This window comes from Rhizobacter sp. SG703, from assembly GCF_012275445.1.
Taxonomy (GTDB): Bacteria; Pseudomonadota; Gammaproteobacteria; order Burkholderiales; family Burkholderiaceae_C; genus Rhizobacter.
The window spans coordinates 248,588-264,663 of sequence record NZ_JAAZQK010000003.1; the positions used below are offsets into that span (position 1 = coordinate 248,588).

Annotated in this window: 12 protein-coding genes; 7 read left to right on the plus strand and 5 right to left on the minus strand. The window is 65.5% G+C overall.

Annotated elements, in window-relative coordinates:
• Positions 1-2: 2 nt before the first annotated feature.
• From FHT26_RS06835 to FHT26_RS06865, 7 genes are read left to right on the plus strand one after another with little or no spacing between them, the layout of a single operon-like run.
• Entirely contained in the window at positions 3-1,346 is a 1,344-nt protein-coding gene (locus FHT26_RS06835; RefSeq protein ID WP_168559405.1) for a TolC family protein, read from the plus strand.
• 45 nt (positions 1,347-1,391) lie between these two features.
• A complete protein-coding gene (locus tag FHT26_RS06840; RefSeq protein ID WP_168559406.1) occupies positions 1,392-2,231 on the plus strand; it encodes a WxcM-like domain-containing protein in 840 nt (279 codons plus the stop codon).
• A complete protein-coding gene (locus FHT26_RS06845; protein ID WP_168559407.1) occupies positions 2,228-2,800 on the plus strand; it encodes a GNAT family N-acetyltransferase in 573 nt (190 codons plus the stop codon). The genes FHT26_RS06840 and FHT26_RS06845 overlap by 4 nt, the downstream gene beginning before the upstream one ends.
• Before the next feature lies 1 nt (position 2,801).
• On the plus strand, positions 2,802-3,917 hold the full coding sequence (locus FHT26_RS06850; RefSeq protein WP_168559408.1) for a DegT/DnrJ/EryC1/StrS family aminotransferase: 1,116 nt from the start codon (positions 2,802-2,804) through the stop codon (positions 3,915-3,917).
• 5 nt (positions 3,918-3,922) lie between these two features.
• Entirely contained in the window at positions 3,923-4,879 is a 957-nt protein-coding gene (locus tag FHT26_RS06855; RefSeq protein ID WP_168559409.1) for a glycosyltransferase family A protein, read from the plus strand.
• Between the two features lie 13 nt (positions 4,880-4,892).
• Positions 4,893-5,546, plus strand: coding sequence for an acyltransferase (locus tag FHT26_RS06860; protein ID WP_168559410.1), 654 nt, complete (start codon positions 4,893-4,895; stop codon positions 5,544-5,546).
• 19 nt (positions 5,547-5,565) lie between these two features.
• Positions 5,566-6,519, plus strand: a complete 954-nt coding sequence (locus FHT26_RS06865; protein ID WP_168559411.1) for a class I SAM-dependent methyltransferase — start codon at positions 5,566-5,568, stop codon at positions 6,517-6,519.
• A 75-nt stretch (positions 6,520-6,594) separates the two neighbouring features.
• On the opposite strand, the gene FHT26_RS06870 is transcribed toward FHT26_RS06865, so the two are convergent.
• From FHT26_RS06870 to FHT26_RS06890, 5 genes are all read right to left on the minus strand, one after another.
• Complete coding sequence (locus tag FHT26_RS06870; RefSeq protein WP_168559412.1) at positions 6,595-8,208, minus strand: hypothetical protein; 1,614 nt, start codon at positions 8,206-8,208, stop codon at positions 6,595-6,597.
• 312 nt (positions 8,209-8,520) lie between these two features.
• Positions 8,521-10,056, minus strand: coding sequence for a methyl-accepting chemotaxis protein (locus FHT26_RS06875; RefSeq protein ID WP_168559413.1), 1,536 nt, complete (start codon positions 10,054-10,056; stop codon positions 8,521-8,523).
• Between the two features lie 121 nt (positions 10,057-10,177).
• Positions 10,178-12,601 (minus strand): ankyrin repeat domain-containing protein, encoded by a 2,424-nt coding sequence (locus tag FHT26_RS06880; RefSeq protein WP_168559414.1) that lies wholly within the window; start codon positions 12,599-12,601, stop codon positions 10,178-10,180.
• The gene (locus FHT26_RS06885) at positions 12,598-13,011 is read right to left on the minus strand and encodes a CesT family type III secretion system chaperone (RefSeq protein WP_168559415.1); all 414 of its coding nucleotides are present in this window, start codon (positions 13,009-13,011) and stop codon (positions 12,598-12,600) included. Before FHT26_RS06885 ends, FHT26_RS06880 begins: the two co-directional genes overlap by 4 nt.
• A 227-nt stretch (positions 13,012-13,238) precedes the next feature.
• Complete coding sequence (locus tag FHT26_RS06890) at positions 13,239-16,055, minus strand: SPM autocatalytic domain-containing protein (RefSeq protein ID WP_168559416.1); 2,817 nt, start codon at positions 16,053-16,055, stop codon at positions 13,239-13,241.
• Between the last annotated feature and the right edge of the window lie 21 nt (positions 16,056-16,076).

Below are 16,076 nucleotides of genomic sequence, written 5' to 3' on the forward strand. Positions count from 1 at the left end.
TCATGACCGTCCGCCCGTCCTACACCCTGCGCCTTGCCGGCGTGCTGGTGGCCGCCGCCGTCGCGCTGCCGGCGGTGGCCCGCTGCATCGACGACGAAGGGCTGGAGCCCGGTGCCAGTTACGGCGGCAAGCCGCTCGCTGGCGATGCCGGCGGGCCGCGCGTGTCGCTGCAATCGATGGTCCAGGAAGCGGTGCGGCGCAGCCAGTCGATCGGCGCCGCCAGGCTGCTGGCCGAGGCTGCCGCGGCCGATGTCGACGAAACCCGCATGTCGAGCCGTCCTCAGGCCGGCCTGACCGGCACGCTGGGCCGTGTCGGCACGTCGGCGCCCAACACCGAATCCGTCAGCGGCAACCAGGCCCGCCTGGGCCTCAGCATCAGCGCCCCGCTGTTCGACGGAGGCCGCATCACCCAGCTGACCGACTGGCGCACCCACCTGGCCGAGGCGGCGCGGCAGGGCCAGCTGAGCGCGCAGGAGCAGGTTGCGCTGCAGACCGTCTCGCTGGCGCTCGACCGCAGCCGCTACCGCATGCAGGCGCAGGTCTACCAGCAGTACTCGCGCAAGATGAGCTGCCTGGTCGAGGCGCTGGAAACCATCGTGCGCGCCGACAAGGGCCGCACCAGCGAGCTGGTGCAGGCGCAGAAGAACCAGCAGCAGGCCGACCTGCAGCAGGTGCAGACGCTGTCGATGGTGCGCCAGATCGAGGTCAAGCTGCGCCGCTTCGTCGGAGACGGGCTGCCGCCGACCGAAGGCCTGTCGTCGGTGCTGCTCGACGTGCCCAAGCTCGACGAGCTGCTGGCCCAGGCCGACCGCGCCGCCGAGATCGCCCAGCTCGACCAGCAGGCCGAGGCGGCCGACAGCTATGCCCGCGCGGTGGTGGCCGGCCAGAAGCCGCAGGTCAACTGGACGGTGGGCGGCAGCAAGGCCAAGGGCGCCGGCGACGGCACCAACTGGTCGGCCGGCGTCAGCTTCAACATCCCGCTGTACAACGCCAGCAACGACTACTCCAGCGCCGCCGCGCGCAAGCGGGCCGAGGCTGCCCGGCTGCAGCGCGCCGATGCGCTGGAAGGCCGGCGCTTCCGCATGAGCGAAGTGCACGAGCAGGCCACCTCGGCGTTCGACCGCGCGCAGCGCGTCATCAGCGTGCTGCGCGACAGCGACCGGGTGCGCAACTTCACGCTGCAGCAGTGGCAGCAGCTCGGCCGGCGTTCGCTGTTCGACGTGATGGCCGCCGAGGGTGATCACTACGGCCTGCGCGTCGCCTACGTCAACGCGTTGTACGACGGCGAGCAGGCGAATGCGCTGCTGCGCTCGCTGGGGCTGGGCATCGGCGCCTGGCTGCAATGAACGCCGGCTGAACCGGCTCCACAGGAACCACAGGGAACGACAACGATGGGAACCAACGACACCAGCCTGCTGGCCCCGCTCGCGCTGCACCCGCAGGCCTTCATCGACGCCGACGCCCATGTGCATGGCGACTGCGTCGTCAAGAGCGGCGCCCACATCTGCCGCGGCGTGACCATCGAGGCCGGCTGCCAGATCGGCGCCAACGTCGTGTTCGTCGAGGCCGAAGGCCACGAGCCGCTCGGCACGACGGTGCGCCGCCAGGCCTGGATCGGCGCGAATTCGACCATCTACGGCGGGCTGACGATCGCCGCGAAGGCGGTCGTGCGCCCCGGCTCGGTCGTCACGCGCTCGGTGCCGCCCGGCGCCATCGTCGAAGGCAACCCGGCGGCCATCGTCGGCTATGTCGACACCGACAAGGGCCCGGCCAGCGCGCTGCATGTGCCGAGCGCCGCCAACAGCTTCAAGATCGAGACCACGCCGGTGCACGGCGTCACGGTGCACCACTTCCCGGTGATCCACGACCTGCGCGGCGACCTGACCGTCGGCGAGTTCGATCGCCACGTGCCGTTCAAGCCGCTGCGCTACTTCATGGTGTTCGGCGTGCCCAGCCGCGAGATCCGCGGCGAGCATGCGCACCACCGCTGCCACCAGTTCCTGATCTGCCTGCGCGGCAGCTGCGCGGTGGTGGCCGACGACGGCAAGCGCCGCGTCGAGGTGGTGCTCGATTCGCCCCAGCGCGGCCTGTACCTGCCGCCGATGACCTGGGGCATCCAGTACAAGTACTCGCCGGACGCGATGCTGATGGTCTTCGCATCCGACTACTACGACGCCGCCGACTACATCCGCGACTACGGCGTGTTCACCGAGCTGGTGGCCCAGGCATGACCACGCCGCGGCTCCGCAAGGCCGGGCGCCTTCAAGGCAAGACCCTCGTCTTCCGCGACGCGGCGCCGGCTGACGCCGAATTCATCCTCGGCCTGCGCACCGACGAGGCCAAGTCGCGCCACCTGTCGCGCACCTCGGGCGCGCTGGCCGACCAGCAGGCCTGGCTGGCCGCCTATGCGCAGCGCGACGGCGAGGCCTACTTCGTCATCGAGACGCTGGCCGGCGGCAAGCTCGGAACCGTGCGCCTCTACGACGCCCGCACCATCGACGGCCAGCCAAGCTTCTGCTGGGGCAGCTGGATCCTGTCGGACGCCGCGCCGTCGTCGGCCGCGATCGAGTCGGCGCTGATGGTCTACGCGTATGCCCTCGACACGCTGGGCTTTACGAACGCGCACTTTCAGGTCAACCTCGCGAATGAGCGCGTCTGCGCCTTCCACGAGCGCTTCGGCGCGCAGCGGGTCTCGCAGGACGAGGTCGAGATCGAGTACACGCTGGCGAATGCGGCGATCCGTGAAGCGATGAAGCGCTATGCCCGTTTCCTGCCCGACCCCCTCAAGGTGAGCATCTGACATGGTTCCCTTCCTCGACCTGAAGTCCGTGCAGTTGCAGCAGCGTGCCGAGCTGGTGGCCGCCTTCGAGCGTGTGCTCGATTCGGGCTGGTACATCATGGGCGACGAGCTGAAGCGCTTCGAGCAGGAGTACGCGGCCTACTGCGGCGCGGCGCACTGCGTCGGCGTGGCCAACGGGCTCGATGCGCTGAGCCTCGCGCTGCGCGCGCTCGACATCGGCACGGGCGACGAGGTGATCGTGCCGTCGAACACCTACATCGCGACCTGGCTGGCCGTCACGCACGTCGGTGCGACGCCGGTGCCGGTCGAGCCCGACGAGCACACCCACAACATCGACCCGGCACGCCTCGAGGCCGCCATCACGCCGCGCACCAAGGCCATCATGCCGGTGCACCTGTACGGCCAGCCGGCCGACATGACGCCGATCCTCGAGATCGCGCGCCGCCACCGGCTGCGGGTCATCGAAGACGGCGCGCAGGCCCATGCCGCGCGCTACAAGGGCGAACGGCTGGGCGCACATGGCGACGCGGTGGCCTGGAGCTTCTACCCCGGCAAGAACCTCGGTGCGCTCGGCGATGGCGGGGCCGTGACGACGCACGACGAAGGCGTGGCCGCCCGGCTGCGCGAGCTGCGCAACTACGGCTCGAAGGTGAAGTACCACAACGAGGTGATCGGATACAACTCGCGGCTCGACGAACTGCAGGCCGCGCTGCTGCGCGTGAAGCTGCCGAAGCTCGACGCCGACAACCGGCACCGTGCCGAGGTCGCGCAGCGCTACCTGCAGGGCCTGGCCGGGCTCGACCTGGTGCTGCCGGTGGTGCCGGCCTGGGCCGAGCCGGCCTGGCACCTGTTCGTCGTGCGGCACCGCCAGCGCGATGCGCTCGCGAAGCGGCTGGCCGATGCCGGCATCGGCACCGTGATCCACTACCCGGTCGCGCCGCACCTGCAGCCGGCGTATGCGTCGCTCGGCATCGCCCGCGGTGCGCTGCCGGTGTCCGAAGCGATGCACGCGCAGGTGCTGAGCCTGCCGATCGGGCCGACCCAGACGGTCGAGCAGACCGAGCAGGTGATCCACGCGGTTCGCGACGCCGTGCAGGCGATGGCGGCTGGGGGCTGAACGCGATGAACATCACGACGCTGATCCCCGCCTACAAGACCCGCTACATCCTCGACCTGCTGAACTCGCTGCGCTACCAGACGCGGCCGTCGCAGAAGGTCATCATTTCCGACGACAGCCCGCACGGCGAGTTCCGCGAGGTCTTCTTCTCGGAGCCCTACAAGCCGCTGCTGGCCGGGCTCGACATCGAGTTCCACGAGGGCCCGCGCAACGGCGCCTACGAGAACCTGAAGCACCTGGTGCGGCTGTGGAACGGCCGTTCCGAGTTGCTGCACGTGATGCTCGACGACGACGTGATGTACCCCGAGTTCTACGAGCGCCACCTGGTCGCGCATGCGTCCGCCGATTTCTCGTGCTCGGTGAGCCGGCGCTGGGTGGCCAACGAGCTGGGCCACCCGATGACCGGGCAGCCGGTGCCGGCGGCGATCGCCAACAATGCGAGCCGCATGATCGCGCTGAACGACGACGTGATGTTCATGAGCACGGTGGCCGAGTGCAAGAACTACTTCGGCGAGTTCTCGAACGCGATCTTCCGCGCCGATTGCGCCGACCTGCTGCTGAAGCCGGCGCTCGGCGACGTGTCGTACGCCGGGCTGTGGGACCTGGGTGCGTTCGTCGCGGCCAGCATCCGCCGCCCGCTGTGCCACATCCAGGACCACCTCGGCTACTTCCGCATCAGCGCGGGGCAGAACTCGTCGAACCTCAACAGCCCGTTCATGAAGGGCGCGCACCTGGGCTTCGTCGCGCTGGCCGTCGGCGGCCACCGCATCGGCCGGCTGAGCGGCGAGCTGCTGCAGCAGTGCGCCCGCATCATCCAGCCGGCGTTGAACGTGCGCTACGGCAGCCAGCCGGACATGCAGCCGTTCTGCGCGCTGCTGCCCGACCTGGCGGCGGGCACGGCCGGTGCCGAAGAGCGCTTCATCGCCGCCTGGAACGACTTCCTCGCGACGCACGGCTTCTGAACGCGCCGCGATCATGCTGAAGCTCGATCGCTACAAGACCTGGATCTCGAACAGCAACCCGTTCGAGCTCGAGACCTGGGTGCGGGCGCTGCTGGTGCATTACTTCTTTCATGTATCGGACAAGGCGAGTGTCGAGGTGACGGCCACGCAGGACGGCGCCGCGCGCGTCGTCAACCTGCTGACGCCGACGGTCTTCAAAGGCAGCGGCCGCATCCGGCTCGCGCCGACGGTGGTGTTCGGCGTGCCGCGTTCACCGGGCAGTTATTCGTGCAGCTACATCGAGGCGCGCACGCCGCAGTCGCTGATCGAGATCGGCGACGGCACCACCCTCAACAACCGGGCGGTGATCGTGTCCGAAGGCGCCGGGATCCGGATCGGCCGGCGCTGCCTGATCGGCTCGGAATTCCAGGTGATGGACTCCAACGCGCACCAGCTGGCGCTCGGCCAGCGGCACCTGCCGGACCGGCAGCCGCGACCGGTGGTGGTCGAAGACGAGGTGTTCATCGGCAGCCGCGTGACGCTGCTGAAAGGCTGCCGCATCGGGCGCGGCAGCGTGATCGCGGCCGGCACGGTGGTGCCGCCGAAGTTCGATGCACCGCCGCTGTCGGTGATCGCCGGCAACCCGGCGGTGATCGTCGGGCAGGTGCAGGGTCAGGAAAACGTTTGACAAACCAGGAGACGAAAACATGCACGACGAACTCATCGCATCGGTGGCCAACGACTGGTGGTACTACAACGTCGAACTGGCGCCGGGGCTGATCACCAAGGGCACGCACATGCCGCGCGTGCCGATGATGCCGCGCATGCTGCTGCGCAACGCGAACCTGCAGGGCATGGAGTGCCTGGACATCGGCAGCATGGAGGGCCTGATCCCGACGCTGATGACGCGCCAGGGCGCGAAGCGGGTGCTGGCGACCGACGCGCTGCCGCACTGCGAGAAGAAGATGAACGCGATCAAGACGATCTACGGCGTCAACTTCGATTTCAAGCAGATCGGGCTGCTGTACGACCTGAGTCTGAAGCTGAAGGACGAAGGCGGCTTCGACTTCATCAACCTGTCGGGCGTGCTGTACCACGTGTTCTCGCCGATGCACGTGCTGGCGGGGATCCGGCCGCTGCTGAAGAAGAACGGGCTGATGATCGTGTCGACCAACGTGATGCGCCGCGAGGGTCACACGCTGGAGTACAACCACCGCGGCAACCTGCAGCGCGAGACGAACACCTTCTGGTACCACTCGGTGCCGATGCTCGAATCGCTGATCCGCTTCTTCAAGATGGTGCCGATCGACTGCTACTACTGCCCGCATTCGGACGTGAACCCGGCCAACTTCGCGCCGGGCGTCGACAGCGGCTACATGTCGGTGATGTGCCGCGCGGTCGACGACGCGGACATCCAGGACGGCGACGTCTGGGCCGCCGGCGCGCGGATGGCATCGTGGGAGTTCCTGTCGCTGTGCAACGGCGAGATGATGAACGGGCAGCCCCGTTCGACCATCTCGTACCGCGGCGACCAGGATTCGGGCGGCAAGGCGACGAAGGGCATCGACCTGTTCCAGACGATTGCCGACGAGCGGCATGTGGTGCGGGCGGTGGATGACTCGCGCAATGCGCATACGTTGCGGTTGGCGGATATGTATTGACGGGCGCAAGCGCCATTTCGCATCGAAATTGTCCGAACAGGATGCTCATCTCATCCAATGGCCCGATGGGCCAAGCTATTCTTCCTGAGTCAAATAAACGAGAGTGGTTATGAAGGGAGGCCGTTTTGACTGATTTTTGTCGAGTGTCATCGTGTCGAGCATCTCACTGAGCTTTCTAGTCAGATGCCTTGCAGGCTTCGACTTCTCCTCAGTCGTGGACGGCGGAATCCCATAGGGCATCCCATATGGGAGCGGAAATTCCTTCATGGGATCTGACTCGATTCCGGCGCCTTCAAGCCCGCTCAGAAGCTCCGGTGAAATACCGGTTTCAATGAGATCGGCTAACTGAAATAGTTCTGAAGATGATAGTATATTAGCCGTTTTGGCAAGTGGGCTAAGAAGGGATGATGGCAGCATCGTCTTCTGCACGGCCGATTCCTTCTCGGCCCAAAGATAATACTTCGCTCCTTGTCCTGGATCTTCTTTTTCCATATTTTGTATTATTATTTCCCTGGCATCTTTGCTTGATAAGTGCGTGATGGTCGCGCGATGATGTAGAAATGGCGTGGCATGATAGAGCGCTGGATCCAAAAAGGAAAAGACGGCTCCAGGTTGAATCATTGAGCAATCGACCATGTCTCCGTCGGCCATGCTTGCCATTCCGAGAAGATCCGCTTTCATTTCGCTCGGCAAGGTAATGCTATCCGGGTTAAGGTATGGGTCGGCGATCCACTCGGGACTTGCCATTGGTCTCTCGTTGAGGTAGATCAGAACCGTAAACAATGCTCGATGCATTGGACCTCCATCCTTGTGATACTTATTGTCCGACGTTTTTCTATCAAAGGTGCAGTCTGATTCCATGACGATCCGCCAAGGCTTCTTGATGCAGTATTGATAATCCTTCAAGAAATTCAATATCCCAGTGGTTTCTAGGATGTTTCTATGAAAGTCCTTGAGATCATCTGCATTTTCGTGACATTCTTGCACTGGATGAATATCATTGTGAGGGGGAAGTGACTTCGTTCGTAGCTCAAATTTTATTTGATCGCCTGCAAAAGTCACCGAGCTCGCACCAATAATCAGCGGAATTCCAGCGACTGCATCCTGCCTCAAATCCCGCGCGATAGATGCTATTTTATCTCTGAGTTTCAAGCCTTCAATCCCCAGTTGATCAATGTGAGGGGTTGCCCATATCTGCAGTTGATTCTGGTGTCGAGAAGAAGACTCTGCATTGATGCTGGAATCTATTGGTTCTTTCTGAAGATCGATACCAGGTGATCCTTGGTAGATTACCAGTCCTGCCTTTATGGCTTCATTCAGGTCTGCGGGAATCTGCTTGGCAGCAGATGATTCAAGAGGTAGATTTGGAAGAAGAACCCTTGGCTTTTCGCCATCTTTAGAAAGAGTGCAGTCTGCCAAGTTGGCCCACATTTCCTGTGACACCCGATCGATTGCACTTCCGTCAATGTCTCGGAGATCAATCTGTCCTTGCTCAAATCCAATGAAGAGGGCGCGCCTGGCGTTCTCCGATACATTGGTATATTTTTCAATTTCAACAATGGCCCTTTTGGCCAAGGCGCGACGCTTGGCGAATTCTCGGATCGCCGAGGGACGTTTCGTTGCGCCGTCGGAGGGTGAAGCCGTTGAGTTTTGGCCGAGATGGACTTTCCGGTTGTCGACGCCGCGCATAGAGCATTACCGAGTTGTTAGGATGATCTGAGTGATGGCCATGCCAGCGGCAGTTCCGTGCCGTACGCGCGAAAGTAGGAAAGGAGTGGTAATTCTCACGGTGGAGCCCACTCCATTGTTTTTCTCGGATGGCCGTACCGGTTTATATGACTTGCGGTCTCAAGTCCGAAGTGCAACACCCACTCGCATCAATGCGTGGTTGAGAGTTGACGTTGAGAGTCGGCGTTGCGTATGGCGGCAAATACCCGGATGGGCGAATCCCAGTTGTGCGTTGCGCGAGGGCGGTTGTTCATCTCGTATGCCTCGCGTAAATCAAACCACCCCAGGCAACCGAAACACCGCCACCGCCTCCACCAGCCGTTGCGCCTGCAGCTTCAGGCTCTCCGCCGCTGCGGCACTTTGCTCGACCAGCGCCGCGTTCTGCTGCGTCGCCTGGTCCATCTGCGCGATCGCGCTTCCCACCTGGGCGACGCCGGTGCTCTGCTCGCCGGTGGCGGTGTTGATCTCGGCCATCAGCGCCGTCACGCGGCGGATCGCGTCGACCACCTCGTTCATCGTCGTCCCCGCCTGGTCGACCAGCGCGCTGCCTTGCGCCACGCGGTCGACGCTTGCGCCGATCAGCGCCGAGATCTCCTTGGCCGCTGCCGCGCTGCGCTGCGCCAGCGCGCGCACCTCGCCGGCCACCACCGCGAAGCCGCGCCCCTGCTCGCCGGCGCGCGCGGCCTCCACCGCGGCATTCAGCGCGAGGATGTTGGTCTGGAAGGCGATGCCGTCGATCGTGTCGATGATCGCGGCGATCTGGTTCGAGCTGTCGTGGATGCCCCGCATCGTCTGCACGACGTTCGACACCACCTCGCCGCCCTTCATCGCGACCGAACTCGCACCGTTCGCCAGCTGGTTCGCCTGCACCGCGTTGTCGGCGTTCTGACGCACCGCGGCGCCCAGTTCGTCCATCGACGCCGCGGTTTCCTCCAGCGCCGCCGCCTGCCGCTCGGTGCGCAGGCTGAGGTCGTTGTTGCCATGCGCGATCTCGGCGCTGGCGGTCGCCACGCCCTCGGCATTGGCCCGCACGCCGCGCACCAGCGCAGTCAGCCGCTGCTGCATCTCGGCCAGCGCCAGCAGCAGCAGGCCGGTCTCGTCGCGGCTGCGCGCCTGCACTGCCACCGTCAGGTCGCCTGAGGCCACCGCCTGCGCCACCTGCACCGCCTGGCCGAGCGGGCGGACGATGGTGCGGCTCACGCCGATGCCGACGACGATGCCCAGCAACGTCACGCCGAACATCACCACCAGGCTCAGCCGGATCGCACGCCGCCCTTCGGCCGAGGCCTGCGCCGCGATCTGCGCGCTCTCCGCCGCGATGCGCTGCGCCGCCTCGCCGAGCAGCTTCACCGGCTCGCGGTCCATGCCCTTCACGCCGTTGTCGCCGGCCGCCGGGTCGAAGCCGGCCGCGGTGAAGGCGGCGTAACCCTGCCGGTAGCCCTCGCCCATGCGCGCATGCGCCTGCGCGAACTTCTCCACCAGCGTGCGGCTCTCGCCGTCGGGCAGCGCCTCCCGCAGACGGGCGGCGCCGTCGGCCACCGACCGTTCTTCCTTCTGGAATGCGACCCAGTAGCGCTCGAGCTGCTGCGGATCCTTGCCGCGCAGCAGCGTGTTCTTCCACTCCTGGACCTGCGTCTTGAAGCTGTTCTCGAGCGCGGCCGCCGCGCGCTCGTGCGCCACGTGGGTCTGCACGACGGTGTCGTAGGCGGTGAGGGAGCGGTCGAGCTGGCGGATGCCGAACAGCGCGGCGATCAGCAGCAAGGCGAGCGTGAATCCGAAGGCCAGGGGCAGTTTCAGGTTCAGCTTCATGGCGCGCTCCGTGCTGCTGGGGCGCTCCAAGGATAGACCTGTGGGGTTGACCGCGGGAGGTTTTAAACCAGAAAGCCGAGCGAAGCGCGGGCAGGATCTGCACAGCCAGGCGCTGTCGCGCCTACAAAGTTTGAAGTCGCAGTCGATCGGTTCGCCCGGACAACAGCTCACGGATGGCGATCAATTCCCTGGTCTTCTGCTCGTCCGATGCTTGCTCGACAAGGGACTCGCAAATGGAGAATGCTGTTTCTCTGCGATCGTTGCTGGCCTCCACATCGGTGCCAGGGTGCTCCAAAAGCAGACGGACAGTCAGAACGTCTGCTTGCAAGACAGCCCGCATCAAGGCGGTTTGCCCGTTTGCGTCACGTTGGTTGGGGGCGACCTTGTTTGCAAGCAGGGCCTCAAGCATCGGATGATCGCCTTCGATGGTGGCCAGGAGGAGCGGGAATTCCCCCTTCTTGTTCGACTGGTTGACCATCGTTGAATCCATCGTCGCCAGGACGAGCGCTGCATCGCGGCGATTCTTGTCGCTCATGGCGAGGAGCAAGGCGGAGTTGCCTTGCCGGTCGGTCAGGCTCCAGTCGACGTCGGCGCATGCGACAAAGGCCTGCATCGCCTTCGCCGTGGTGGCGTGCATGGCCGGGGTCCTGCCCTCGCTGTCCGGTGCGTTCGGGTCGCCGCCAGCGTTCAGCACGAAGTCGATGAGACGGGCATGAGTTGCTGCATGGTGCAGTGCAGTCTTGCCATCGCTGTTGCAATGACGCACTGTTGCTCCCTGTTCGACGAGGGCTTGAACAACCTGCCAGTTGTTGTCTTCGGCGGCGATGGACACGAGAAACTCGCATCCAGCCATGAGGTCAGGCCAGTCTCCATTGAGCAGGAACTTGACGCCTCCGATATGCCCTGCCTCGGCAGCCGAGCGCAACGTCTCGCTGGCACACGGCAGTCCCGAAGTCGGTGACCACATGGCTTTCAACTGCCAGTGACGTCCCGCTGCGAGAAGGAGCAGATCCTTCTCCAGCGGACTCATCAGATACGACGGACACTCCATGGCACGCCTCCTGGCCAGCGCCTTGTCGCCAGAGCCGAGGCCATTCTCGATGGCCGCCAGCACCACCGGCAGGAGGTGCATGTCCTGACCGTTGTGGGACGAGACGATCCCCCAAATCAAGGAATTCAATACCTCCTGCTCGATGGGTCTCGACTGACCGGTTGGTGGGGTCGACGAGTTCATCATGCAATGCCGGCACAGCGAGTGAATGACGCTTTCCCTTTCGCAGGTATCCGGGAAACCCAACACAAGAAGATCGGTCAACAGTCGGCTCGATGACATGGACGGAGGCAAGGTGCCCAGCAGTTCGAGCAGGGGAGCCGGGTCGCCGTCTGCCAGCTCGTCGAGGATCTCGGAGAATTTCCCGCCGCCCGTGTAGGGCAGTTCCTCAAGGGCTGACTCTTCGTGAAGCAGTCTGAAGTGATCGACCAGCAGCATCTTCAGGCGCTTGTCGAAATACTCGTCCAGGTCGTAGTCGTAGAAGTGGACGGGTTCCGAGTTCTCGCTTTCCTTGTACTGAACCTTGTAACTGCGCCTGACGGCCCAGTTCGTTCCATCGTAGACGCCGCTGTCCGGCCCCGAGTGCTTCTTCATCCATGTTTTTCGTTCGGGCGATTGAAGCAACTCATTGCGTCGCGGGTTGGCTCTGTCCCTGCCTGCCTCGCTGATCTGGCGGGCAGTCTGTGCAAACGCCGGATCGTGGCGCGTGATCGAGTGATCAGCCCGCGTGCCATTTCCTTCGGCGTTTGCGACCACCAGAGGATGCAGGCCCAGCGGGTATCGATGCCCGTGCGACTCGTCGCACTTCAGGTGGACAAGGGGGAGCACGAGCCAGGAATCGACGACGACCACTTCTGCGTCGTTGTTCGCGGCAAAAGCCTCGCGCGTCGCCATGAAGACTTGCGCATGGTCCGGCATCTCGGGATGCTCGATCACGTGGAGTTCGGTACTGGGGGGCAAGAACAAGTCGACGAGATCTCCGAGATCCTTGGCAAGCGCTCCGAGTTCTGGCTCCTTCAGAAGCGCGTCCGGCAAGGACGCGTAATCCGGATGTCGGTCCTCGCCGTCTGCAGGCGGCATGAACGCCGCGAGAAAGACGGCGGCAGCCTGTGCGTTGTCATTGCAATTCCCGACCTGTCCCTCGGCCAGAAGCTTCATCATGTCGCAGAGAACCTGATTCGGCGTCTTCTGACCGAGGGCGGCCCACATGCGCGTAGATCTCTTGAGTTCGCGCATCTTGCGTTGCAGCTCGCGTGTCTCACCCCTCGAGCCGAAAACGTCGGGTGCCTGGTTGCCACTGCCCATCACGAACATGACGAACTTCGTCCAGTGATTGGCCAGATGGCCCAATGTCAGGCGTCGGAGTTGATCGGATCCTACGACTCTCGTGATCACCTTCGTGGGCACCTCGAGTTTTGCGCGATCCTCCGCGCGTCGGCGCAACCCGACTTCATGAAGGTCGACGGTGCGTTTGACGCGATGCGCTCCGATCATGCCCGGCTCCCGACGCCGACTGGAAGGTCACGAGCGGCAGGCTGCCCATAGAGGCCGCTGCGAAGCAGGGTCAAGATCCCGCGAGCCCGCCGAACAAGGCGACCGAAGGTGTCGGTGAACTGATCGGTGTCTGTGTCGTGCGCTTCGACGGAGGTCCACACCATCAAGTGACCAGAACCCGAATCGATGCTGACGGTCAGCAGCGGATACGCATCGCCTGGCTGGTTCAAGACCAGCAGCGCCTGCAACTGGTCGTCACCGAGTTGGTGGGAGTCCAATGCCAGCATCGCCATCATGCGCACTCGCTTGCATGGATCCGCCTGGACATGAACCTCGATGGTCTCGTCGATCTGAATCGTGTAGGCCTGCGAAGTGGCAATGTCGCTCATGCCGCGGTGGAACGAATCCATGACCGCGGCTGGAACGGAGGGGGTGGGACCGAAAGGTGTCATCTGCCGATACCGTCGAAGCGAGACAGAGCGTCAGCCTCGATGTGCCGTCGCAAGTCATTGGGTTCCCTGTGGGGGGAAACGCAGCCTTCCGGCGGACTTCGGCTCAGGACAAAAGAACTCGATGAGTCGAGCTGCCTGCGTCAGGGGCAGCGCACCGTCGCAAGACCCGCGGTTTGACCGACGAGCTAGATCAACGGGCCACTGCGATGGTTTTCTTCGGTATGCAGGCGGTGCTGCTCGGCGCTGAGGATGGCATCGGACATGTGGGCGACTGTCGCCGCGACACTCGCCGTTGCCGGCTGCGTCGTGTCGTGCGTCAGCACCTCACCCGCAGGCGCCGCCAGCAGTTCGCTCAACTGCACCGCCGGCGCTGCGACCTTCTCCTTCGCAAACCACACATCCGCCATCTGGTGCTGCGCCCCATCGCTCATCGTCACGCTCGACACCAGCCCGAGCAGATTCCCGTGGTCGGTCGCCGTCCCGGCGATCGCATGCAGATCCAGCGACACCACGCCGACGTCGGCCAGCGATTTCAACTCGCCCGCATCCGTCTTGCCGTCGTGGTTCGCATCCACCCACACGCGCAGGTCCTTGAACTGCGCGTCGGCCGCGCTGATCAACCCGTCGTGGTTGCTGTCCAGCGGCGCCAGCGCGGCGTAGCCGTTCGCGGCCCGCGTGCCGTCGGCCAGCCGCGTGCCGATGCCGAACAGCTCGCTGCCGTCGTTGATCGCACCATCGCGGTTGCGGTCCAGCGCCAGCAGCGCCGAGCCGTCGGCGATCCACCCGGTGCGCGCGGCACTGCCGGTCGCCGCGAGGTCGAAGCTCACGCCCTCGCTCGCCGTGCTGGTGTGGATGCCGGTGCCGGCCAGGTCCAGCACGATCGGCGTCACCGACAGCAGCGCCGAGATCTGCGCGCCGGACATCACGCCCAGATCCTCCGGCGTGATCGCGGCCACCTGTTGCAGCGACATGGCGGCGATGTCGGCCGTCTCCAGTGCCACCGTCTGCGCGGTCGTCAGCGCGGCGATGTGGTCGGTGCTCAATCCGGCGATCTGGTCCGTGCCCAGCGCGACGATCTGCGCCGTCGTCAGCGCGGCGAACTGGTGGGTGCTCAACACGCCGATCTGGTCGCTGCCCAGCGCATGGAAGGCCGCGGTGCTCAGCGCCCGCAGGTCCTGCGTCTCGATGGCGGCCACCTGCGTGGCATCCAGCAAGGCCGCCTGCCCGCTGGTCAGCGCGGCGAACTGCGCGCTGCCCAGCGCGACGATCTCATCGGTCGTCAGTGCGGCAACGGCCGCGGCGCCGAGCGCCCGCACCGCGCCTGTGCTCAGCGCGGCCAGGTCGGCCGTCTCCAGCGCGGCCACCTGCGTCGGCGTCAGCGCGGCCGCCTGCGCGGTCGACAGCGCGGCGAACTGCGCGGTGGTCAGCGCGTTCAGGTAGTCGGTCGGCAGCGCCGCGACCTGCGGGCCGGTCAGCGAGGCGATCTGCGCCGTCGTCAGCGCGGCGAACTGGTCCGAGCCGAGCGCCTCCACCTGCGCCGGCGTCAGCGCGCGAAACGCGGCCGAGCTCAGTGCGCGCAGGTCGGCGGTCTCCAGCGCCACCAGTTGATCCGTCGTCAGCGCGGCGGCCTGCGTTGCGGTCAGCGCCGCGGCCTGGGCCGTCGTCAATGCGGCGATCTCGGCCGTCGTCAGCGCGGCGACCGAGGCCGCGCCCAGCGCCTTGATCGCCGCGGTGTTCAGCGCCGCCCAGTCGGCCGTCTCGAGGCTCGCCACCTGCGTCGGCGACAGCGCCGCGACCTGCGCCGACGACAGTGCCGCGAATTGCGCCGTGCCGAGCGCCCGCAGGTCGTCGCTGTTGAACGAGGCCACCTGCGCCGGCGTCAGCGACGCGATCTGCGCGGTGGTCAGCACCGCGAGCTGCGTCGACGTCAGCGCGTCGATCTGCGCGGCATTCAGCGCGCGGAACGCCGCCGAACCCAGCGCGCGCAGGTCGGCCGTCTCGATCGCCGCGACCTGGTCGGTCGACAGCGCCGCAACCTGCGCCGCGCTCAGCACCGCGGCCTGGGCCGTGGTCAGCGCGGCGATCTCGTCGGTCGTCACCGCAGCCAGCGCCAGCGGGTCGATGTTGCGGATCGCGGCGGTGGTCAGCGCCGCCCAGTCGGCCGTCGGCAGCGCAGCCAACTGCGCCGCGCTCAGCGCCGCAGCCTGCGCCGACGTGAGGGCGGCGAACTGCTGCGTCGACATCTGCTGCAGGTCGTCGGTGCCGAGCACCGACACCTGCGCTGCCGACAGCACCGCCACCTGGGCGGTGGTCAGCGCGCCGATCTGTGACGGCAGCAGCCCGTCGATCTGCACCGTCGTCAGCGCGCCGACCTGGGCGGTGCTCAGCAGCGCGATCTGCGTGGAGGTCAACGCATCGAGCTGCGCCGCCGACAGCCCGCGCAACGCGGCCGTCGTCAGCGCGCGCAGGTCCGCTGTCTCCAAGTGAGAAATCTGCTGCGTCGTCAGCGCTGCCGCCTGCGCACTGTTCAGCGCGGCGAACTCGGCGGTCGTCATCGCGTTCAGCGCCGCGGTCGCCATCGCGGCGATCTGCGCCGGCGTCAGCGCCGCCACCTGCTGCGTGGTCAGCAGGCTGATCTCCTGCGTCGTCAGCGCGGCGATCTGCGCGCTGCTCCAGCCGCGGATCGCGGCGGTGGTCAGCGCGCGCAGGTCGGCCGTCTCGAGGTTGGCGGCCTGCGATGTCGTGATCGCGCCGGCCTGCAGCGGCGTCAGCAGCGCGAACTGCGCGGTCGTCAACGCATTCAGCTCGCTGGTCGTCATGCCGGCGATCTGCTGCGTGGTCAGCGCCTGCACCTGGGCATCGGTCAGCCCGGTGGTGTTGGAGGTGCTGACCGGCGGCGTCGGCGTGGCCGAGCTCGCGCTGCCGCCGTCGGACGAGAACAGGTCCCGCCAGGCCGACGGCAGCAACTTGCTGACCAACCACTTGACGAAGCCGAATTTCATGGAGGGAAGGGCAGGGGGGCG